The sequence below is a fragment of the Streptomyces sp. T028 genome (genome assembly GCF_048159505.1).
In the GTDB taxonomy this organism is placed as follows: Bacteria; Actinomycetota; Actinomycetes; order Streptomycetales; family Streptomycetaceae; genus Streptomyces.
Map to the genome: position 1 here is coordinate 1 of NZ_JBLRVZ010000064.1, position 21762 is coordinate 21762.

Below are 21762 nucleotides of genomic sequence, written 5' to 3' on the forward strand. Positions count from 1 at the left end.
ACCACCCTCCACATCGGCTACTTCGACCAGCGGGTGCAAGCCGTCGTCACCGAGGAACCCCTCTTCGACCCCACCATGTCCCGCCTGCGCGGCTAGGGCCTGTCCGGCGGATCATGTCGGAGACGCGGGGCTTGGCACGCCTGCCTGCGGCGTTGTCGTCGGTTGCCGACTCCCCCCCGCTCGGCTGCGCTCGAGCGGGGGGACCCCCATCGCGTCGACGCCCTCCTCCGCCTTGCAGTCAGACGCTCCCCCACGCTCGAACGAGCTCGCGCGGGGGCACCCCCATTCGCCCCGCTCACTGCGTCGATAAGGTGCCGCTGCTTTCCTCCGACCTGATCCGCCGGACAGGCCCCAGCCGCCGTGAGCGTCCACTCCGAGGGAAGGAACACCGCCGGTGACCGCACAACTGCTTGACGGCAAGGCGACCGCCGCCGAGATTCGCCGTGAACTGGCCGAGCGGGTGGCGAAGTTGACCGCCACGACCGGTCGCCCGCCGGGCCTCGGCACCGTCCTGGTCGGCGACGACCCCGGCAGCCACGCGTACGTCTCCGGGAAACACCGGGACTGCGCGCAGGTCGGCATCGCCTCCATCCGCCGCGACCTGCCCGCCGACGCCACCCAGCAGCAGGTCGACGACGTCATCGACGAACTCAACGCCGACCCGGCCTGCACCGGCTACATCGTCCAGCTCCCGCTCCCGGCCCACCTGGACGCGAACGCCGTACTGGAACGCATGGACCCGGCCAAGGACGCCGACGGGCTGCACCCGGTCAACCTCGGCCGGCTCGCCCTGGGTGTCGACGCACCGCTCCCGTGCACCCCGCGCGGCATCGTCGAACTCCTCCGCCGTCACGAGGTGCCCCTCGACGGAGCGCGGGTGTGCGTGATCGGCAGGGGCATCACCGTAGGACGTCCCATCGGTCTGCTGCTCACCCGCAGGTCCGAGAACGCCACCGTCACCCTGTGTCACACCGGCACCAAGGGCCTGGCCTGGCACGTCCGCGAGGCGGACATCGTCATTGCGGCCGCCGGCTCGCCGGGCCTGGTCACCAAGGACATGCTCCGCCCCGGAGCCGCGGTCCTGGACGTCGGCATCACCCGCACCGACCAGGGCCTGGTCGGCGACATCCACCCGGACGCCGCCACCGTGGCCGGCCGGCTCGCGCCCATGCCCGGCGGGGTCGGCCCGATGACGCGGGCCATGCTGCTCGCCAATGTCGTCGAGGCGGCCGAGAAGAACGTCGGCGCCGGACCCCTGTGACCGTCATGCCCCACCCCACCACTCCTCCCCGCCCGGGTACGCCCGAGCTCCACCCGCACGGGCTGCCGCGTCCCGGCCGGAGGATGGCGCGGGCCGGCACGCCGTACGTGGTGATGCCCTGACGCGGACACGCCGTGGGCATGGAGGCGAACGCCCGCTACGGCGACGTGGTGACCGACGTGCTCGGCGAGCTGCGTTCGAGGATCGACGCCGCGCTGGAGGCGGGGATCGCGCCCGCTTCCCTGATCGTCGACCCCGGGCTGGGCTTCGCGAAGGAGCCCGAGCACAACTGGGAGCTGCCGGGCCGCCTGGGCGAGGTCCGTGCGCTGGGGCATCCCGTGCTCGTGGGCGCGTCGCGCAAGTCGTTCCTGGGCCGTCTGCCGGCGGACCGGGCGACGGGAGCGCCCCGCCCGGCACGGGAGCGCGACGTGGCGACCACCGCCGTGTCCGTGCTCGCCGCGGCGCAGGGCGCCTGGTGTCTGCGCGTGCACGATGTCGCCTCGACGCTCGACGCGGTACGGGTGACCGCGCGCTGGGGTGTCGACGCCATGGCGTCGGCGCTGTCGGCGTCGTCGTCGCCGCCGGGCTGAGCGCGCGGCGGGCCCGCCGGCCGGGTGCGCCCGTGCTCACGGTGCGCAGAGGTCCCGCGTTCCGCGGCCGGGCGGGGCTCAGCCCAGATGGCCCATCCGGTGGCTGATTTCCTGCGCGCCCTTGACCAGCGCGGGTGCGAGCGCGTGGATGCGTTCCTCGGTGAAGCGGTACGCCGGGCCGGAGGCGCTGAGCGCGGCGATGACCTCGCCGTCGCGGGAACGGATCGGGGCCGCCATGGCGTGCAGTCCGATCTCGAGTTCCTCCAGCGTCATCGCGTATCCGCGCTCCAGCGCCTCGGTGAGGTTCTTCTCCAGCCTCGTTTTCGCCGTCAGGGTGTGCGGCGTCAGCTTGCGCAGCCCGGACGCCGCGAGGACGTCGGCGCGTGCCTGCGCCGGAAGGTGGGCGAGCAGGATCTTGCCGCTGGACGTGGCGTGCAACGGGGTGAGCTGCCCCACCCAGTTGTGCGTGCCGACCGCGCCGGGGCCGCGTACCTGATGGAGGTTGACGGCGTAGTGCTCCTGCAGGACCGCGATGTTGACGGTCTCGCCGATCTCCTCGCTGAGTCGTTCGCACACCTTCCGGCCCTGCTGGGTGATGTCGAGCCGGCCCGTCACCGCGCCGGCCAGCCGTACGAGGCCGAAACCGAGCCGGTACTTGCCCCGCTCGGACGTCTGCTCGACCAGTCCCCGCGACTCCAGCGCTCCGAGCAGGCGGAACGCGGTCGACTTGTGGACGTCGATCTCGGCGGCGACCTCGCTGACACCGGCCTCGCCGCGCTGGGCGAGGATCTCCAGGACGCTGACGGCACGGTCGACGGACTGCACGCCGTTCCCCGCGCCCGCTGTTGCGCCCTCTGCCGCGTAGTTGCTCATAGCGCAACTATACGCAAGGGGTGATGTGTGGCGAAGGGGCACAGTGACCGGACAAGGGTCCGATCGGCCCCTTGACGCTGTCCGTCTCCCCCTTCCCGCACCCTAGGGCCGACCGTTCGTCAGCGGAAGACCACGGTGCACTTCCCGTTGACGAGCACGCGGCTCTCCATCCGGCCAATGGTGGTGACCCGGTGGTCAAGAGGTCAGGGCCGGCGGAGATGGCCCAGGCGTCCCGAGATCTCCGCCGCGGCCGCCCGTACCGCGGCGCCGACCTCCGGCAGCCGCTGCTCGGTCAGCCGGAACGACGGCCCCGAGGCGCTGACCGCGGCGACCACCTGCCCGTTGAAGGTGAAGACCGGTGCGGCCACCGCGTTCAGGCCCGGTTCGAGCTCCTCGACGGTGTACGCGCAGCCGTCCGCGCGGGCGACCTTCAGCTGGGCCCGGAGGGTCCCGGGGTCGGTGACGGTGCGTGAGGTGTAGCTCTGCAGCGGCTCCGTGAACCGGTTCATGAGCTCGTGCTCGGGCAGATGTGCCAGCAGGATCTTGCCGCTGGACGTGGCGTGCAACGGTGTGCGCCGGCCCAGCCAGTTGTGCGTGGTGACCGCCGAAGGGCCGAGCACCTGGTCGATGTTGATGGCGGCGTCCCGGTCGAGGATGGCCAGGTTGATGGTCTCCGCGACCCTGCCTGCCAGCAGTTCGCACACCGGGCGGCTCTGCTGGGAGAGGTTCAGCCGGACCGTGGCGGCACCGGCCAGGCGGATCAGGCCGAGACCCAGGCGGTACTTGCCCCGCTCCTCCGTCTGCTCGATGAGCCCGCGCATCTCCAGGGCTGTGGCGAGCCGGGACGCCGTGGACTTGTGCACCCCGAGTTCGGCGGCCATGTCCGTGACGCCCGCCTCCTCGTGCCGGCCCAGGAGTTCGAGGATGCTTGCCGCCCGGTCGACCGACTGCACTGGGGACTCCAGCTGCGCCGGGACGTCCATACCGTCGCTCATTGCCTCTTCCCGCTCTTCGAATGCCGTCTCTCTATGTAGAACAGGTATCGCATTATGCAACACCCAATTCGCTCGGCCAACCCCTTGACAGTGGGTGTCCGCGAGGAGACAGTTTGGGCGTGCGTTGCCTATCGTGAAGAGAGTTGCGGTATACGCAACAACAGGGAGAGTCGGGGGGATCGACCGTGACGCACGAGGTACGCGCCGTCGTCGCCCGGAGGCCTGCGGCGTCTGCCACACCGACCTGCACTACCGCGAGGGCGGCATCGGCGACGAGTTCCCCTTCCTGCTCGGCCACGAGGCCGCGGGCGTCACCGATGTCGCGCCCATCGCAGGCTTCGGAGCGCCGCTGCTCGACGTGTTCGGCCGCGGCGGCGCCCTGAAGTCCTCCTGGTACGGCGACTGCCTGCCCTCCCGGGACTTTCCCGCCCTGATCGACCCCCGCCGCGTGCGCGTCCGACCTCTCACGAAGGTGACACGATGACCATCACGAACCTGCCGCCCAGCCTGATCCCCACGCTGACCGGCGAGTACTACACCGACCCCGAGATCTTCGCCCAGGAGCAGGAGCGGGTCTTCGAGGCCATGTGGTTCTGCGTGGCCCGCTCGTCCGAGTTGGCCAAGCCCGGCGCGTTCCGCACGTACCAGGTCGGCCGGGAGAGCGTGCTCGTCTCCCGCGCGAGGGACAACTCCATCAAGGCGTTCCTGAACATCTGCCGGCATCGCGGCGCCAAGCTGTGCACCGAGGAGTCCGGCGAGGTCAAGCGCGCCTTCCAGTGCCCGTACCACGCCTGGACGTACGGCCTGGACGGCAAGCTCGTCGCCGCCCCGAACCTGACCTCGATGCCGGACATCGACCGGACCGAGTACGGCCTGATCAACGTCCACGTCCGCGAGTGGCTCGGCTATGTATGGGTGTGCCTCGCCGACGAACCGCCGTCCTTCGAGGCGGACGTGCAGGGCGCGGTCGTCGAGCGGCTCGGCGACCTGGAGTCGATCGAGCGCTACGACGTCGACAACCTCCAGGTGGGCCGCCGTATCACCTACGACGTGAAGGCGAACTGGAAGCTCATCATCGAGAACTTCATGGAGTGCTACCACTGCGCCACCATCCACCCCGAACTCACCGAGGTCCTCCCGGAGTTCGCGGACGGCTACGCGGCCCAGTACTACGTCGGCCACGGCGCCGAGTTCGGTGAGGAGATCCAGGGCTTCACCGTCGACGGCTCCGAGGGCCTGGACCGCATCCCCGGCGTGGCCGAGGACCAGGACCGCCGCTACTACGCGATCACCGTCAAGCCGCAGGTCTTCATCAACCTCGTCCCCGACCACGTCATCTTCCACCGCATGTACCCGCTGGCGCACGATCGCACCGTCGTCGAGTGCGACTGGCTGTACCTCCCGCACGTCGTGGAGAGCGGCAAGGACGTGGACCGCTCGGTGGAGTTGTTCCACCGGGTCAACCAGCAGGACTTCGACGCCTGCGAGCGCACCCAGCCGGGGATGAGCTCACGGGCGTACACCCAGGGCGGTGTGCTGGTGCCCAGCGAGCACCACATCGGCGAGTTCCACACCTGGCTGCAGAACAAGCTCGACGTGCGTCCCGCGCACTGACCTGCCCCCGAGACCGCCCGCCCGCCCGCTGTCGTGGTCCCTCCGGCAGGCGGACGGGCCTCCACCCTCTTGACAACCCCCGCGTCCCACCCAAACCATGTTGCGCATAACGGATGTCGTTGTGCCATGTGAGACAGCCAGTCTGGAGCCCGCATGAGGAGCATCACCGTCGTCGGAGCGTCGCTGGCAGGCCTGAGCACGGTCCGCGCGCTGCGCACCGAGGGCTACGACGGCGAGATCGTCGTCGTGGGGGAGGAGCGCCACACTCCCTACGACCGCCCGCCGCTGTCCAAGGACTTCCTCAAGGGCGACCTCGGCGCCGACGCGCTCGCGCTCGGTGACGCGGCCGAGTACGAGGACCTGGACGTGCAGTGGCTGCTCGGCGAGCGCGCGGTACGGCTCGACGCCGGCGCCCGGACCGTCACCCTGGCCGGAGGACGGCATGTGCGCACCCAGGGGGTCGTCATCGCGACCGGCGCCGCTCCCCGCACGCTCCCGGGCACGGACGGCCTGGCCGGCGTCCACACCCTGCGCACCCTGGACGACGCCCTGGCCCTGCGCGCCGAACTGACGAACGGCCGGCCCCGGATCGTCGTCATCGGCGCCGGCTTCATCGGCGCCGAGGTGGCCGCCACGGCCCGCGGACTCGGCCTCGACGTCACCGTCGTCGAGGCGCTCGACGTACCGCTGGAACGCCAACTCGGGCGCGAGATGGGGCTGCTGTGCTCCTCGCTCCACACCGATCACGGGGTTCGCCTGCTGTGCGGAACCGGCGTCGCGGGACTCACCGGCGAGGACCGGGTCACGGGCGTACTGCTGGCGGACGGGCGACTGCTGCCCGCCGACGTCGTCGTGGTCGGCGTGGGCGTCAGGCCCGCCACCGACTGGCTCGCCGGATCCGGAGTGCCGGTGGACGACGGCGTGGTCTGCGACGCCGGCTGTTCGACCGGTCTCCCGGGCGTGGTCGCCGTCGGCGACGTCGCCCGGTGCCCGCACCCGTTCACCGGACGGCACGCCCGCATCGAGCACTGGAGCAACGCCGGCGAGCAGGCGAGGACCGCCGCCCGCACGCTGCTCACCGGGGTGTCCGCCCCCGCTCCGCGCACCGCGCCGTACTTCTGGTCCGACCAGTACGGGGTGCGCATCCAGCTCGCCGGGTACGTCGCTCCCGGCGCCGAGCCCGAGGTCGTCGAGGGCGACCTCGACAGCCGTTCCTTCACGACCGTCTACCGGCGCGAGGGCACCCCCGTCGCCGTGCTCTCCCTCAACCAGCCGAAGTTCTTCAACCGGCTCCGCCGCACCCTCGTCCCCGCCGTCCCGGCCGCCGCCCACTGAGCCCCCACGCGAGGAAACGTCGATGACCCTGCTCAACCAGTCCCTGCACGAGCTCGACCCGGAGATCGCCGCCGCGGTCGACGCCGAGCTGAACCGCCAGCAGTCCACGCTCGAGATGATCGCCTCGGAGAACTTCGCTCCGCTCGCGGTCATGGAGGCACAGGGCTCGGTCCTGACCAACAAGTACGCCGAGGGCTACCCGGGCCGCCGCTACTACGGCGGCTGCGAGCACGTCGACGTGGCCGAGCAGATCGCCATCGACCGGATCAAGGACCTGTTCGGCGCCGAGTACGCCAACGTCCAGCCGCACTCCGGCGCCTCCGCCAACCAGGCCGCCCTGTTCGCGCTGGCCCAGCCCGGCGACACGATCCTCGGCCTGGACCTCGCCCACGGCGGCCACCTCACCCACGGCATGCGGCTGAACTTCTCCGGAAAGCAGTTCGACGTGGTCGCCTACCACGTCGACGCGGCCACCGGGCTGGTCGACATGGCCGAGGTGGAGAAGCTCGCCCTGGAGCACCGCCCGAAGGTGATCATCGCGGGCTGGTCGGCGTACCCGCGCCGGCTGGACTTCGCCGAGTTCCGCCGGATCGCCGACGCCACCGGGGCGTACCTGTGGGTCGACATGGCGCACTTCGCCGGTCTGGTCGCCGCCGGCCTGCACCCCAACCCCGTCGAGTACGCGGACGTGGTCACCTCCACCACCCACAAGACCCTCGGCGGCCCGCGCGGCGGCATCATCCTGGCGAGGAAGGACTTCGCGAAGAAGCTGAACTCCTCCGTCTTCCCCGGCTTCCAGGGCGGCCCCCTGGAGCACGTCATCGCGGCCAAGGCGGTCTCCTTCAAGGTCGCCGCCTCGGAGGACTTCAAGGAGCGCCAGCGCCGCACGGTCGAGGGCGCGCGGATCCTGGCCGAGCGGCTGACGGCGCCGGACGCCCGCGAGGCAGGCGTCAACGTCCTGTCCGGCGGCACGGACGTGCACCTGATCCTGGTCGACCTGCGCGCCTCCGAGCTGGACGGGCAGCAGGCCGAGGACCGGCTCCACGAGGTCGGCATCACCGTCAACCGCAACGCCGTCCCGAACGACCCGCGCCCGCCGATGGTCACCTCCGGCCTGCGGATCGGCACCCCGGCCCTGGCCACCCGCGGCTTCACCGCCGAGGACTTCGCCGAGGTCGCCGACGTCATCGCCGAAGCCCTCAAGGCGCCTTCCCCCTTCGGGGAGGCCGACGCCGAAGCCCTGAAGGCCAGGGTCCAGGCCCTCGCCGACAAGCACCCGCTCTACCCCGGTCTGACCAAGTAGTTCCCTGGTGGGGGTACCCGAAGGCGTGTGCCCCCACCCTCTCGGTAAGGAATGCCCGTGGCCATCTCCGTCTTCGACCTCTTCTCGATCGGCATCGGCCCGTCCAGCTCCCACACGGTCGGCCCGATGCGCGCGGCCGGCATGTTCGCGCGGCGCCTGCGGGGCGACGCCCTGCTGGACTCCGTCGCCTCGGTCCGCTGCGAGCTGTACGGCTCGCTCGGCGCCACCGGCCACGGCCACGGCACCCCCAAGGCGGTCCTGCTCGGCCTGGAGGGCGCCTCTCCGCGCACGGTGGACGTGGAGACCGCGGACGAGCGTGTGGAGCAGATCAAGGAGTCGGGCCGGCTGCGGCTGCTCGGCAAGCGCGAGATCCCGTTCTCCTTCGACGACGACCTGGTCCTGCACCGCCGCAAGGCACTCCCGTACCACGCCAACGGCATGAGCGTCCGGGCCTACGACGCCTCGGGCGCGGAGCTGCTGACGAAGACGTACTACTCGGTGGGCGGCGGCTTCGTCGTCGACGAGGACGCGGTGGGCGCGGACCGCATCAAGCTGGACGACACGGTCCTGAAATACCCCTTCCGCACGGGCGACGAACTGCTGCGCCTGACGCGGGAGACGGGCCTGTCCATCTCGTCCCTGATGCTGGAGAACGAGCGGGCCTGGCGCACCGAGGAGGAGATCCGCGAGGGCCTCCTCGACATCTGGCGGGTCATGCGGGCCTGTGTCTCACGGGGCATGTCCCGCGAGGGCATCCTGCCGGGCGGTCTGCGCGTACGCCGCCGCGCGGCCGTGACCGCCCGTCAGCTGCGGGCCGACGGCGACCCGCTGGCGCACGCCATGGAGTGGATCACCCTCTACGCGATGGCGGTGAACGAGGAGAACGCCGCGGGCGGCCGTGTCGTCACCGCCCCCACGAACGGCGCCGCGGGCATCATCCCCGCCGTCCTGCACTACTACGTCAACTTCGTCCCCGGCGCCGACGAGGACGGCGTGGTCCGCTTCCTGCTCGCCGCCGGCGCGATCGGCATGCTGTTCAAGGAGAACGCCTCCATCTCGGGCGCCGAGGTCGGCTGCCAGGGCGAGGTCGGCTCCGCCTGCTCGATGGCGGCCGGCGCCCTCGCGGAGGTCCTCGGGGGCTCCCCGGAGCAGGTCGAGAACGCCGCCGAGATCGGCATGGAGCACAACCTCGGCCTCACCTGCGACCCCGTGGGCGGCCTGGTCCAGATCCCCTGCATCGAACGCAACGGCATGGCCGCGGTCAAGGCCGTCACCGCCGCCCGCATGGCCATGCGCGGCGACGGCTCCCACAAGGTGTCCCTCGACAAGGTCATCAAGACGATGAAGGACACAGGCGCGGACATGAGCGTGAAGTACAAGGAGACGGCCCGGGGCGGGCTCGCGGTGAACATCATCGAGTGCTAGGAGAACGGGCCCTGACAGCACGCTTGCGAGTGCCGGTGGGCGAGGACGCGGAGCGATGGATCACACGCGTGGGCTGTCGGCGCGTCCTGTTCATCGTGCACAACGTGACGTCCGCGACCCGCCTGCTGGACGTACTTCCGCTGTTCCACGGCGATGTGCGGGTGCAGATGTTCGCCACCTGCACTGGGTCGTCCCCTTTCCTTGCCGGTGTACCGGAGTTGCTGGCGCGGGCAGGGCTGCCGTTACTCCCCTGGGAACAGGCCAAGGACACAACCTTCGACCTGGCGGTGACGGCGAGCTACGGCGGTGAACTCGGGGCGATCAAGGCCAAGTTGGCCGTGCTGTCGCACGGGGTTGGCTACAATAAAAGGCTGGCTACACCGGACACCGGACACCGGACACCGGACACCGGACGTCCGGTCTTCGGGCTGTCGCCGGAGTGGCTCCTGGAGGGCGGACGTCCGCTCGCGACCGCCACGGTCCTCTCGCATCCGGAACAGCTGGAGAGGCTGCGCGCGGCCTGTCCGGAGGCGGTGCCCACCGCGGTGCTCGCGGGGGACCCGTGCTACGACCGTGTCCTCGCCGCTCTCCCCCAGCGCGAGCGCTTCCGCCGAGCTCTGGGGGTGGGGCCCGGCCGACGGCTGATCGTCGTCAGCTCGACCTGGGCCCCGCGTTCCCTCTTCGGCGGAGCCGGCGAGGGCGACACGGATGATCTGCTGCCCTGGCTGCTGTCACGTCTGGCGGCGGAGCTGCCCGCCGACGAGTACCGGACGACTGCTGTTCTGCATCCGAACATCTGGTACGGCCACGGCCCCGGGCAGGTCCGTGCGTGGCTGGACAACGCGCGGCGGGCCGGTCTTGAGGCGATCGCGCCGCTCGACGGATGGAGACAGGCCCTGATCGCCGCCGACTGCGTCGTGGGGGACCACTCCAGCGTCACCTACTACGCGGCGGCCATAGGCGTCCCCGTCGTCCTCGGCGCCTTCCCGCAGGAGGACCTCGACCCGCTCTCCCCGGTGGCCGCCCTCGGCCGTACGGCCCCCCGACTCGTGCGCCGCGGCAGCCTCCGCGCACAGATCGACCGCGCGATCGCCTCGCACGAACCCGGCCGGTACAAGGAACTGGCGGAGCAGACCAGTTCGTCACCGGGAGAGTCGGCCGTCCTCCTGCGCCGTCTGTTCTACGGCCTCATGGACCTCCCGGAGCCCGAAGGCCACCCGGCGCTGCTCGACCCGCTGCCGCTGCCGCCGTACCTCCCCGCCCGCGTCACCGCCCCGATCCGGGTTCTCGCCCGGCTGATCGGCACGGATCCGCCGGACGTCTCCGTCGTCCGGTACGCCGTCGCCGGTGACGAGCCGGACCCGTCGGAAGACCGGGGGGTGCGGGCCGACACCGCGCACACGGTGGTCGACGAGGAGACACGGGAGACCGGCCGGCTGAGCGTCGCCGACGTCGTCGTACGGCATGCGGCCGGGGACGACCCGCGGCTGGGCCCGCCGGCCGCCTGGGCGTCGGAGGCGCTCGACCGCCACCCGTACTGCGGGCTGGCCGCCTACGTCGACGGACCGGACCGGTGTGTCGTACGCACCCGTGAGGGAGACCTCCTGCGGCTGGCCGCCGCCACGGATCCCGACGGGCGGCCCGACCTGTGCGATCCCGCCGTCTACGCCTCCGCGCTCTACGCCTGGCTGGCGAGCGGCGGGTCGCTGCCGCTGCCGGGCCGTGAGATCACCGTGCGTACGGGTGCCGCGGCGCACCGCGTCGCCGTCGGGCCGCTTGCCCCCTGAGTGGGGTCCTCACGCCTGCGCTTCGGCCAGTCGCGCCCGCACCCGTGCGAGACCGGCCTGGTCACCGTTCTCCTCGAAGCACGCGGTGGCGGTGCGCAGATCCTCCGCTTCCTCCGTCGGGCGGCCCAGGACGCGATGGCACTCGGCCCTCGTCACGAGGGCGTCGGCGAGTTGCAGCCCCGCGCCCGCGTCGGTCATGGCCTTGACGGCCTCGTCCAGGCATACGCGCGCGAGCTCGGCGTCGCCCGCCTCCAGGTGTGCGTCGCCCAGGCTCATGTAGACACGGCCCTCGTTGTAGGAGTCGCCGCCCGGCAGGGCACGGAAGCGCGCGAGGGCGTCGTTCAGCCGGGCGACGGCGGCGGGGAAGTGCCGCTGCCTGGTCCGGGCGCGGCCGATGTGGTGCTCCAGCAGGGCGCCGGCACGGGGCACGTCCTCCCAGCCGTCCTCACCCCGGCCGATACGGCCCAGAATCTCCTGCGCCTCCTCGAAGCACCGCTCGGCCGCCGCGAACTCCCACTGCCTGAGGTGCAGCAGCCCCAGCGCCTCGACCGCGGTCGCCTCCCCCCGATGATGGCCGCAGGCCCGATCCGCCGCCCGGGCCCGCACGAGGGCGGACTCGGCCTCGGCTGCCTGGCCGAGCCCCATATGGCCGAAGGCGAGCTGCGTCCCCATACGGCCCACGGCACGCGGGTCGCCGAACTCCGCCGCGCTACGCCGGGCGGCCTCGACTCCGAGCAGGTGCGTGTCGATCCACTGGGCGTGGAAGCCGAGCAGCAGATGCAGGCCCCACATTGCCTCGCACAGCTGCCAGACGAGGTCGTCGAAGCCGTGGTGCGCGGCGGCCCGGACGACGGCCGCGAGGTTCTCCCGCTCGCGGCGCAGCTCCGCCAGCGCGCGCCTGCCGTCCGCCGGGTCACGGTTGTCCGGGAGCGTGAGCCCCTGATAGGCGGGGCCGAGCCGCCAGCGCAGCGGCATGACGCGGAAGTCGGCGCCCGCCGCGAAGCGCAGCTGTGCGACGGCCACCCGGCGGACCGCGGCGGCCATGCGGCCGTGGCCGTCCTCGGAGGCCGCCAGTTCGCGGGCGTGCGCCCGGGTCAGGTCGTGGAACCGGTAGCGCTCCTCCCCGACCTCCTCCAGCAGGTGCGCTCGGGCCAGCTCCTCCAGGAGCGTGCGGGCTTCGGCCTCACCGACGCCTGCGGCCTGCGCGGCGCAGCCGACGGTCACGGTCGGCCACGCCCACACCGCGATCGCGCGGTAGAGGGAGGCACCGGCGGGGGTCAGTTCGCGGTAGGAGACGTCCTGGGCTAGACGGACGGGGTCGGCCGGGGTTCCCGACGCGTCGGGGCTTCCCTCTGGCACGGCGGTGCCTTCCTGGTCGTGGGCGTGGATCCGGTCGGACAGCCGGCGCGCGACGCGCTCCCAGGTCAGGTGCTCCCGTACGGCCAGGCCGGCGCCCGTGGTGCACACCGCGAGGGGGATCCCACCCGTGCCTTCCGCCACGGCCCGGACGACCGCGTCCGGGGCGGGCGGGCGGTCGCCTCCGACGACACGTCTGATCAGGCTGACGGAGTCCTCGGTCGACAGCGGCCCGAGGGGGAACGGCCGGGCCCCGTGACCGGCCACGAGGCGCCCCAGCCGGTGCCGGCTCGTCACCAGGACGAGACACCCCGGCGAGGCGGGGAGCAACGGAACGACCTGGGCGTCGTCGTGGGCGTTGTCCAGGACGACGATCATGCGCCGGTCGGCCATGCAGTCCCGGTACAGATCGCGCTGCCGCGCTTCGTCGCCCGGCATTGCGGCGGGTGGTACCCCGAGCCGTTCGAGGAACCGCGCGAGCGCGTCGGAGGGGTCGAGAGCGGTGGCGGCCGACGCGCCTTCCAGGTCCACGTACAGGGAGCCGTCGGGAAACCGCTCCCCCAGTTCGAACGCGCAGTGGACGGCGGCGGCGGTCTTGCCGATGCCACCGGGCCCGGTGAGGGCGGCGATCACCGGCGCACCGGGCGGGCGGTCGTCCTCGTCCAGCAGCGCCGTGATCCACGCGAGCACATCCGTGCGGTCGGTGAACACCGCGGTCGTCGGCGGCAGCATCCGTGGGCGGGAGGCGTCGTGCGCCACGGCGGCCACGGCCCGCGGCGCCAGCCAGGATGCCTCGCGCACCCACTCCGTCACCTCGCGCGCGAACTCCGGTGAGCTGTCGGCGAGTTCCATCAGCCGCGCCGCGGCCGCCGTCCGCTCGTGCTCGGTGACCGGCAGTGTGGGCGGACCCGGGTCTCCGCTTCCGGCCCCGGAGTCCGCCTCCCCGTCTCCGGCGCGGCCCCGCCTCAGCAGGTCGAAGAGCTTCTCGGAGGTCCGCCGACCCATCTCGCCGCCCGCTCCGGAAAGAGCACCCGAGGCGACCGTACCGACAGCGGCGACCACCATGCCCAACAACGGTTCCACTCCGGACTCCCCCAACTCGCCGTTCCCGCAATGGTATCGACGAGCCTAAAGGGGGCGTCCCCGTACGGGACGCCCCCCTTCCCTGGCCTACTTGCCCAGGTACGCCCAGAACTCGTCGAACGACAGGACCTTGTCGCCGTTCAGGTCGCGGGTCTTGATGATGGCCTCGGCGACCGACTCGGTGACGTTCCAGTCGCCCTCCTGGGCGAGGGCGGTCTTGAACTCGGCGGCGGTGATGAACCCGTCGCCGTCCGTGTCGATGCGCTGGAACTGCGTGCGTGCTTCTTCGATGTCGGCCACCGATCCGCCCCTTTTTTCGTCTCTTACGTCGTACTGACGCAGGTCAGATTAGCTGCCCGTGTGTGCCTCCAGTGCGGCGACCACCCAGGCGAACTCCTCCCGGTGGGCCGCCTCGGGCGCCTGCCCCTTCACGGTCACCAGCAACTCGCGGTAGCGGGCGACCTGGTTGTTCGACGGGGACGTCAGGCGTTCGAGAACCTGGGCCGGGTCCGCGTCACCGAGCAGTTCCCGCATCACCTCGGCCGCCTCCGGGGAGTCGGGGGCGACGCCGCGCTCGCGCGCCTGTGCCGCCAGCAGCACCATCCGCCGGGCGAACCACATCGACGCCCCGGCCGGCACGTCGGGCCCCCGGTCCGCCGCGTTGGACTCGGCGACCTGGCGCATCTGCGCCCGGAACCCCGGATCCTGGAGCAGCTCGGCCAGCTCCACCCAGGCGTCCACCTGCAAGGCCGAGGGCCCAGCTCGCGCAAGGCGCGGATCAGCTCCAAACGGGCGGCGGACTCGGCGTCGTAGAGCCGATAGCCGCCCGTGGAGCGGATGACGGGGGTCAGGACACCCTCGTCGGACCATTGACGTCCTCTCCTGCCCGAGGGCGGGAGATTCCGGCCCGCACCCTCCGGGGTGCCACCTTGGGTTCCTGTTTCACGGGCCACTGCCGACCGGTGAGAGTCGGTCTTACACGGCCTCCGCAGGCCTGACTTCCCGCCCGTCCGGCGGTAGGTCCGACAACTCCGCCCTGAAGGGTGGATCACTATGCAAGCGTTCGGTAGCGGATGGTGCGCACCGTCAGTCCGGTGGCGCGGGCCAGCTCGCCGATGGCGAAAAGGCCGGTGCCGTGGTCGATCATGTCTGCGAGTCTGGGCCTTCCAGTGGGTGGAGACTCAAGGAGCGGCGCGGTGGAGACCTTGCGGGACATTCTCGACGGGGTCGCGCACGGTGTCTTCCCGCCGGAGGACGGCCGCACGACGGTCGTACCGCAGCTGTCCCCGCGCGACGCGGGCGTCCTCGCCTTCACCGCGCACTCGGTGGTCTTCACCGACGAGGACCCGGCGTGGGTGTACGACGCATTGCGCGCCGTGGACTGCGACGCGCTCTCCGCCTCGATGAACCCGCGCTTCCTCGCGGCGCTCATGGACCGCACGGGGCGTACGGCCGAGACGATCGACGCGATGCTGGTGGGCTCCCCGCTGCCGGGCGGGCCGCCGCTGCCGCTGACGGAGATCGAGGACCGGGACCATCCCCGCATCCGCTACGCCCTGCGCCGGCGGCACGACGTGCGGGCGTGGTCGGCGGACGGCGGGGTGCTGGTGACGGGGCGCGGGATCGGCGGGCGGCTGGAGGTGTCGGTCGAGGTGGACGAGCCGCTACGGCACCGGGGCCTCGGGCGGCTGCTGGTGACCGCCGCCCGGCATCTGGCCGACGAGCCGGTGTGGGCCCAGGTCGCCCCGGGGAACGCCCGCAGCGTACGGGCGTTCCAGGCGGCGGGGTATGCGGCGGTGGGCGCGGAGCTGCTGCTGACCGCCAGGCTCTGACTACCTGAAGATGCCGGTGTGGCCGAGGGAGTAGCGGCCGGGCTGCGGGTACACGGCGAGGCCGTGCGGGCCGCTGCCGACGGGGATGCGGGCGAGTTGCCTGCCGGTGCGGGTGTCGACGGCGTACACCTCGGCGTCGTAGCGCCCGGAGAGCCACAGGACGTTGCCGTCCGCCGAGACGCCGCCCATGTCGGGGCTGCCGCCCTGGGGCAGCCGCCACTTCCTGGTGACCTCGCCCTTCGCGAAGTCGAAGACGGAGATCGTGCCCTCGCCCCGGTTGGAGACGTACATCTCGCGGGAGTCGCGGCTGACGTACAGGCCGTGGGTGCCCTTGCCGGTGGGGAGGAAGGACGGCTCGGTGAAGGTGTCGCCGTCGAGGATCCACATGCCGTCGGCCTTCATGTCCGCGATGTAGAACCGCCTGCCGTCGGGTGAGATCTTGACGTCCTGGGGCATGGCGCCCTTGAAGGGAAGTCTCTGCTGCCCGATCACCTTCATCTTCGCGGTGTCGACCTTCAGCAGCTCACCGCTGAACTCGCAGGACACGATGAAGTACCGCCCGTCGGGAGAGAAGTCGGCGTGGTTGACGCCGTAGCAGGTGACCGGTTCGGTCCTGATCCGCTTCATGGTGTGCGGGTCGCGGAAGACGAGTTCGCGGTCGAGGGAGGCCATGACGACGGCGTACTTGCCGTCGGGCGTGAAGTAGAGGTTGTACGGGTCGTGCACCTCGACCGGCTTGCCCGCCTTCCCGGTCCGTGGATCGACGGGGGTGAGGGTGTGGCCGCGGTTGTTGTTGACCCAGAGCGTCTTCAGGTCCCAGGAGGGCACGACGTGCTGCGGCTGCCGGCCCACGTGCAGGGTCCTGATCACCCGGTACGTCTTCGGGTCGATGACGGAGACGGTGTCGGACTCGGTGTTGGGGACGTAGACGCGGGACGGGAAGTCCTTGACGACCGGGGAGAGCTTGTTCGGGCGGTCGGCGGCGTAGACGTCCTTCGGGTCGAGGACGGGCGGCATGCCGGGCAGCCCGCTCGCGACCGGCTTCTTCTTCACCGGGGCGGGGACGGCGGCCTTGGTGGTGGCCCGGTCGGAGGCGTCCTGGGCCTGGCCACCGCAGGCGGCGACGGCGGTCAGGGCCGCGAGTGCGGTGCCGGTGAGCAGGGCGCGGGTGAGGAGTGTGGGTCGCATCAGCCGATCAGCTCCGTGGTGGTGACCGCGCGCAGTCCGCGGCGGGCGAGTTCGTCCAGTACGGCGGGGAGCGCGGCGAGGGTGTCCGCGTACCCGAAGTGCAGGCTCACGACGGATCCGTCGCGGACCTCGCGCAGGACGTTGGCCGTGACGGCGGGGGCGCCGGGTGAGGTGAAGTCGAGGGAGTCGACGTCGTAGGACAGGACGTGGGGATAGCCGGCAGCGCGGGCCAGCCGCTCGACGAGCGGGGAGGCCAGCGCGGTGCGGGAGGGCCGGAACCAGGTTCCGACCGACCCGGTGAGCCGTTTGAGCCGTAGCGCGCACTCGGCGATCTCGGCGCGCGCCTCCGCCTCGGCCATGGCGTTGATGTCGAGGTGCCGGTGGGTGTGGTTGCCGAGGTCGTGGCCGCCGTCGAGGATCCGGCGGGCAAGGCCCGGGTGCTCGTCGAGCCAGGTCCCGACGGCGAGGACGGTGACCCGCGCCCCGTGCCGCTCGGCCTCCGCCAGGAGGGCCTCGGCGAGGGCCGGTTCACCCTGCCCGTGGAAGGTGAGGGCGACCCGGGGCCGGCCGCGGGGGCCGTGGGTGATCTGGGCGGGCTGTCCGGGGAAGGCGCGGGGGGCCGGGGCGGGCCGGGGTCCGGCGGGGGAGGTGGCGGAGGCCGGTGCGGGTGACGGGGGCGAGGGCGGGCCGGGGGACGCGCCGGACGAGGGCCGGGAGGCGGAGCCGGACGTGGAGCACGCACCGGCGAACGCACCCCCGGCGACCAGCCCGGCACCCACCCGCAGCGCGGCACGGCGGTCGGTCGAAGTCACCCGCACCATTTAAGGGGCAAACAGCAAGAAACAGGCTCATTCCCCCGCGTGGCGGCCGGAGACGGCGTCGGCCGTGCCTCCCCGCGCCGCCCGGGGCGCGCATCCCCCTGCACCCCGCCCGGCCCGGCATGCCACCCTGGAGCCCCTCAGCGAACGGTGGTCCTCTTGAACTCCTCCGCTCCCCGCGCCGCGCAGAGCTCCGCACGGGGGTTCCGGCTCGGACTCGCGCAGCGCGTCCTCCCCGGCGCCCTCGGTTTCCTGACCGCCTCGGTGGTGCTGTACGTCGGCCTCCTCTTCACCGACGATCCGATGAGCGCGGGCGAGTTGGGGCGGATGGTCGGCTGGTCCCTCTTCGGCGTCGCCGTCCTGGCGCTGACGGGGCGAGGCCGCGGGGTGATCCTCACCGAGGACGCCCTGGTCGTGGTGCACGGAGAGCGCCGCACCTTCCCCTGGGCCGGCATCGAGCATCTGGTGGTCCGCCGCACCTTCGGGGTGAGCCAGGTCGTCGCGTACCTCAAGGACGGCCGCCGCGTGACCCTGCCCGCGCCGACGTCGTTCGCCGACGCGCGGTTCGAGGAGAAGGCCCGGGAGCTGACGGAGTGCTGGGAGGAGCGACGGCTCACCCCGCCACCCGCAGCAGCACCACCGCCCGCGCCGGCACCGTGACCGCCTCCCCCGCCCGGTGGACGACGCCCGGGGCCTCGCTCTGGTCCTCCCTGGACGTGTCGACGACCACCTCGTAGCGCTCCGCCCACGGCGGCCCCGGCAGGACGAAGCTCACCGGTCGGTCACCGGCGTGCAGCACCGCGAGGAAGCTGTCGTCGGTGATCGGGGCGCCCCGGTCGTCGCGGCCCGGGATGTCCCGCCCGGAGAGGTACATGCCGAGGGTCGCGGCGGGGGCGTACCAGTCGTCCTCGGTCATCTCCGCGCCCCGTGCCGTGAACCAGGCCAGGTCGCGCAGTCCGTCGGCCGAGTGGGCCCGGCCGGAGAAGAACGCGCGCCGCCGCAGCACGGGATGCCGGTGCCGCAGCGCGATCAGCCGGGAGGTCAGCTCGAAGAGCGCGCGCCACCCCGGCTCCTGAAGCAGGCTCCAGTCCACCCAGCCGGTCTCGTTGTCCTGGCAGTAGGCGTTGTTGTTGCCGCCCTGGGTGCGGCCCAGCTCGTCGCCCGCGACCAGCATCGGCACGCCGGTCGACAGCAGCAGGGTGGTGAGGAGGTTCCGCAGCTGCCGGCGCCTGAGCGCCCGTACCCGCTCGTCGTCCGTCTCCCCCTCCGCCCCGCAGTTCCAGGCCCGGTTGTCGTCGGTGCCGTCCCGGTTGCCCTCGCCGTTGGCCTCGTTGTGCTTGCGGTCGTAGGACACGAGGTCGCGGAGGGTGAAGCCGTCGTGGGCGGTCACGAAGTTGACCGAGGCGTACGGGCGGCGCCCGCCCCAGGCGTAGAGGTCGCTGGAGCCCGACAGGCGGTAGCCCATCTCCCGTACGTCCGGCAGCGCGTGCCGCCAGAAGTCGCGCACGGCATTGCGGTAGCGGTCGTTCCACTCGGTCCACAGGGGAGGGAAGGCGCCCACCTGGTAGCCGCCCGAGCCCACGTCCCAGGGCTCCGCGATCAGCTTCACCCGGCGCAGCACCGGGTCCTGGGCGATGACCGCGAGGAACGGGGAGAGCATGTCGACGTCGTGCATGGAGCGGGCGAGGGCGGCGGCGAGGTCGAAGCGGAAGCCGTCCACGCCCATCTCGGTGACCCAGTAGCGCAGGGAGTCGGTGATCAGCCTGAGCACGTGCGGCTGCACCACGTGCAGGGTGTTGCCGCAGCCGGTGTAGTCGGCGTAGCGGCGGGCGTCGGACTGGAGGCGGTAGTAGCCGCGGTTGTCGATGCCCTTCAGGGAGAGCGTGGGGCCGAGTTCGCCGGCCTCCGCGGTGTGGTTGTAGACGACGTCGAGGATCACCTCGATGCCGGCGGCGTGCAGGGCGCGCACCATCCGCTTGAACTCGCCGACCTGCTGTCCCGTCGTACCGGAGGAGGCGTAGCCCGCGTGCGGGGCGAAGTAGCCGATGGAGTTGTAGCCCCAGTAGTTGCGCAGGCCGCGGCGGAGCAGATGGTCCTCGTGGGCGAACTGGTGGACCGGGAGCAGTTCCACCGCCGTCACGCCCAGCCTCACCAGGTGCTCGACCGCCGCCGGGTGGGCGAGACCGGCGTAGGTGCCGCGCAGTCGCTCGGGGATGCCGGGGTGCCGCTGGGTGAAGCCCTTGACGTGCAGTTCGTAGATGACCGAGTCGGCCCAGGGCGTCTTGGGGCGGCGGTCGTCGGCCCAGTCGTCGTCATCGTGGACGACGACGCCCTTCGGGACGTACGGCGCCGAGTCGCGTTCGTCGCGCACGGTGTCCGCGACCTGCTGCTGGGGCCAGTCCCTGACATGCCCGTACACCTCGGGGGGAAGGTCGAACTCCCCGTCGACCGCGCGGGCGTAGGGGTCGAGGAGCAGCTTCGCCGGGTTCCAGCGGCCGCCGGTCCACGGGTCCCAGCGGCCGTGCACCCGGAAGCCGTAGCGCTGGCCCGGCATCACACCCGGGACGAAGCCGTGCCAGATCTCGTGCGTGAGTTCGGTCAGCGCGGCGCGTGTCTCACGGCCGGCCTCGTCGAACAGGCAGAGCTCGACCGCCTCCGCCCCGCCCGCCCACAGCGCGAAGTTGGTGCCCGCGACCCCGTCCGGGCCGACCCGGAAGCGGGCGCCGAGCGGGGTGGACGCGCCCGGGCGCACGGGCACGCCGGGCACCTTCTGGGACACCCCGTTCAGTCGGGTGTCCGGCGTGGCGCGTTCCTCCGCCACCGCCTCCTGCTCGGCTGCGCTGGACACCGTTCAGCCTCCCGCGGCTCGTGGGTACGACGTACGGGGGGGGGTGTACGGCGTCCCGGCCGCCGCCGCCTCGCGCTGTCGTCCTCCCCCTGTTCTGCCCAGAGCGCGCCTCGCACTCACGTTTCCCCGGGGCGCACCCGGTCGTTGGACATGCCGTGAGGCACGTACATGGGCGCGCACGGCGCGCGGGCGTCGCAGTGGCCGCCGTAGTGACCTGGGCCGGACTTCTGGCCGGGGCGGCGGGCTGCACGGGCGACGGCAGAAGCGGGGCCGACCGGATGCTCGGCAGACCGGCGGCCCCCGAGGACGTCATCCGGGTGATCCCCGACGACCGCGCGAAGGGCGTGCGCCCGGAGACGGGGCTGCTGGTCCGGGTGCCGGACGGACGGCTGGAGTCGGTGAAGGTGGTGCGGTCGCAGGACGCCCAGGAGACGAGGGTGCCTGGGCGGATCTCCGCCGACGGGCGCAGCTGGCGACCGGACGGCGACCGGCTGGCGCTGGCCGCGCGCTACACGGTCGACGTCGTGGCCCTGGACGGCGACGGCGACCGCTCGGCCCGCCACACCACCTTCACCACCCACGTGCCCGAGGAACGCTTCATCGGGTACGTCACCCCGGAGAACCGCTCCACCGTCGGCACCGGGATGATCGTCTCCCTGGACTTCAGCCGGGAGATCGAGAACCGGGCCGCCGTGGAGCGGGCGGTCGAGGTCACCGCCGAGCCGGCCGTGGAGATCCGGCCGCACTGGTTCGGCGGCGGCCGCCTCGACTTCCGCCCCGAGGACTACTGGAAGCCCGGCACCAAGGTCACGGTCGCGCTGAAGCTGCGGGACGTGGAGGGCGCGCCCGGGGTCTACGGGCTGCAGTACAAGACGTACTCCTTCACCGTCGGCCGCAACCAGGTCTCCCTCGTCGACGCGGAGAAGCACACGATGAAGGTGTGGCGCGAGGACGACCTGATCGCCACCGTGCCCATCACGGCAGGGGCGCCGAAGACGACGACGTACAACGGCAAGATGGTCGTCACCGAGATGCTCGAACTGACCCGGATGAACGGGGCCACGGTCGGCTTCAAGAAGAAGGACGGCAAGGGCGAGTACGACATCCCCGACGTGCCGCACGCCATGCGGCTCACCGAGTCCGGGACCTTCCTGCACGGCAACTACTGGGCGGAGCCGGACGTGTTCGGCACCGCCAACGTCAGTCACGGCTGCGTGGGCCTGAGGGACGTCAGGGGCGGCGGCTCGGACACGCCCGCCGGCTGGTTCTTCGACCGCTCGCTGATCGGGGACGTCGTCGAGGTCGTCCGCAGCAAGGACAAGGAGGTGTCGCCGGACAACGGGCTCGGCGGCTGGAACATGAGCTGGGAGGAGTGGACGGCGGACAGCGCCGAATAGCCTCCGGCAGTCCCCTGCGGCGGGCGTCCGGCAGCCGCTGACGATCCGCCCGGCAAT

18 protein-coding genes and 2 pseudogenes are annotated in these 21762 nt (G+C 72.1%); 11 read left to right on the forward strand and 9 right to left on the reverse strand.

What is annotated here, in order from left to right; translation table 11 throughout:
* Positions 1–394 precede the first annotated feature (394 nt).
* On the forward strand, positions 395–1261 hold the full coding sequence (locus ACLZN2_RS45060; protein WP_416985707.1) for a bifunctional methylenetetrahydrofolate dehydrogenase/methenyltetrahydrofolate cyclohydrolase: 867 nt from the start codon (positions 395–397) through the stop codon (positions 1259–1261).
* Positions 1262–1401: 140 nt separating this feature from the next.
* Positions 1402–1851, forward strand: coding sequence for a dihydropteroate synthase (locus ACLZN2_RS45065; RefSeq protein WP_416985708.1), 450 nt, complete (start codon positions 1402–1404; stop codon positions 1849–1851).
* A gap of 78 nt (positions 1852–1929) precedes the next feature.
* Here the strand turns inward: ACLZN2_RS45065 and ACLZN2_RS45070 are convergent, their stop codons facing one another.
* Entirely contained in the window at positions 1930–2724 is a 795-nt protein-coding gene (locus ACLZN2_RS45070; RefSeq protein ID WP_416985709.1) for an IclR family transcriptional regulator, read from the reverse strand.
* A gap of 203 nt (positions 2725–2927) precedes the next feature.
* On the reverse strand, positions 2928–3719 hold the full coding sequence (locus ACLZN2_RS45075; protein ID WP_416985710.1) for an IclR family transcriptional regulator: 792 nt from the start codon (positions 3717–3719) through the stop codon (positions 2928–2930).
* A gap of 217 nt (positions 3720–3936) precedes the next feature.
* On the opposite strand from ACLZN2_RS45075, the pseudogene ACLZN2_RS45080 reads away from it, so the two are divergent.
* From ACLZN2_RS45080 to ACLZN2_RS45105, 6 genes and pseudogenes are all read left to right on the forward strand, one after another.
* Positions 3937–4047: pseudogene (locus ACLZN2_RS45080) on the forward strand (alcohol dehydrogenase catalytic domain-containing protein); the annotation flags it as partial.
* Positions 4048–4199: 152 nt separating this feature from the next.
* Entirely contained in the window at positions 4200–5333 is a 1134-nt protein-coding gene (locus ACLZN2_RS45085; protein WP_416985711.1) for an aromatic ring-hydroxylating oxygenase subunit alpha, read from the forward strand.
* A 153-nt stretch (positions 5334–5486) separates the two neighbouring features.
* Positions 5487–6668, forward strand: coding sequence for an NAD(P)/FAD-dependent oxidoreductase (locus ACLZN2_RS45090; protein ID WP_416985713.1), 1182 nt, complete (start codon positions 5487–5489; stop codon positions 6666–6668).
* A 22-nt stretch (positions 6669–6690) separates the two neighbouring features.
* Entirely contained in the window at positions 6691–7971 is a 1281-nt protein-coding gene (gene glyA / locus ACLZN2_RS45095) for a serine hydroxymethyltransferase (RefSeq protein ID WP_416985715.1), read from the forward strand.
* A 57-nt stretch (positions 7972–8028) separates the two neighbouring features.
* A complete protein-coding gene (locus ACLZN2_RS45100; protein ID WP_416985716.1) occupies positions 8029–9396 on the forward strand; it encodes an L-serine ammonia-lyase in 1368 nt (455 codons plus the stop codon).
* Positions 9390–11183, forward strand: coding sequence for a hypothetical protein (locus ACLZN2_RS45105; RefSeq protein ID WP_416985717.1), 1794 nt, complete (start codon positions 9390–9392; stop codon positions 11181–11183). Before ACLZN2_RS45100 ends, ACLZN2_RS45105 begins: the two co-directional genes overlap by 7 nt.
* Before the next feature lie 9 nt (positions 11184–11192).
* Here the strand turns inward: ACLZN2_RS45105 and ACLZN2_RS45110 are convergent, their stop codons facing one another.
* The 4 genes and pseudogenes from ACLZN2_RS45110 to ACLZN2_RS45125 form a co-directional block, all read right to left on the reverse strand.
* Complete coding sequence (locus tag ACLZN2_RS45110) at positions 11193–13622, reverse strand: tetratricopeptide repeat protein (RefSeq protein WP_416985718.1); 2430 nt, start codon at positions 13620–13622, stop codon at positions 11193–11195.
* Between the two features lie 87 nt (positions 13623–13709).
* Positions 13710–13922 carry an EF-hand domain-containing protein gene (locus ACLZN2_RS45115; RefSeq protein WP_416985719.1) on the reverse strand — a complete coding sequence of 71 codons (213 nt, stop codon included), beginning with the start codon at positions 13920–13922 and terminating at the stop codon, positions 13710–13712.
* Positions 13923–13970: 48 nt separating this feature from the next.
* Positions 13971–14363 (reverse strand): hypothetical protein, encoded by a 393-nt coding sequence (locus ACLZN2_RS45120; protein ID WP_416985762.1) that lies wholly within the window; start codon positions 14361–14363, stop codon positions 13971–13973.
* Positions 14364–14431: 68 nt separating this feature from the next.
* Positions 14432–14674: pseudogene (locus ACLZN2_RS45125) on the reverse strand (hypothetical protein); the annotation flags it as partial.
* A gap of 144 nt (positions 14675–14818) precedes the next feature.
* Between ACLZN2_RS45125 and ACLZN2_RS45130 the strand changes: the two are divergent.
* A complete protein-coding gene (locus ACLZN2_RS45130) occupies positions 14819–15454 on the forward strand; it encodes a GNAT family N-acetyltransferase (protein ID WP_416985720.1) in 636 nt (211 codons plus the stop codon).
* Here ACLZN2_RS45130 and ACLZN2_RS45135 read toward each other — a convergent pair whose 3' ends face one another.
* Together ACLZN2_RS45135 and ACLZN2_RS45140 are read right to left on the reverse strand one after the other, a co-directional pair.
* Positions 15455–16642, reverse strand: a complete 1188-nt coding sequence (locus ACLZN2_RS45135) for a YncE family protein (protein ID WP_416985722.1) — start codon at positions 16640–16642, stop codon at positions 15455–15457.
* The gene (locus ACLZN2_RS45140; protein WP_416985724.1) at positions 16642–17463 is read right to left on the reverse strand and encodes a polysaccharide deacetylase family protein; all 822 of its coding nucleotides are present in this window, start codon (positions 17461–17463) and stop codon (positions 16642–16644) included. Before ACLZN2_RS45140 ends, ACLZN2_RS45135 begins: the two co-directional genes overlap by 1 nt.
* A 156-nt stretch (positions 17464–17619) precedes the next feature.
* Between ACLZN2_RS45140 and ACLZN2_RS45145 the strand changes: the two genes are divergently transcribed.
* Complete coding sequence (locus ACLZN2_RS45145) at positions 17620–18120, forward strand: hypothetical protein (protein ID WP_416985725.1); 501 nt, start codon at positions 17620–17622, stop codon at positions 18118–18120.
* Here the strand turns inward: ACLZN2_RS45145 and glgX are convergent.
* Positions 18074–20308: a glycogen debranching protein GlgX gene (gene glgX, locus ACLZN2_RS45150; protein WP_416985727.1), complete on the reverse strand. Its 2235-nt coding sequence runs from the start codon at positions 20306–20308 to the stop codon at positions 18074–18076. The two genes, ACLZN2_RS45145 and glgX, sit on opposite strands and share 47 nt — an antisense overlap.
* A gap of 155 nt (positions 20309–20463) precedes the next feature.
* Between glgX and ACLZN2_RS45155 the strand changes: the two genes are divergently transcribed.
* Positions 20464–21705, forward strand: coding sequence for a L,D-transpeptidase (locus ACLZN2_RS45155; RefSeq protein WP_416985728.1), 1242 nt, complete (start codon positions 20464–20466; stop codon positions 21703–21705).
* Positions 21706–21762 lie beyond the last annotated feature (57 nt).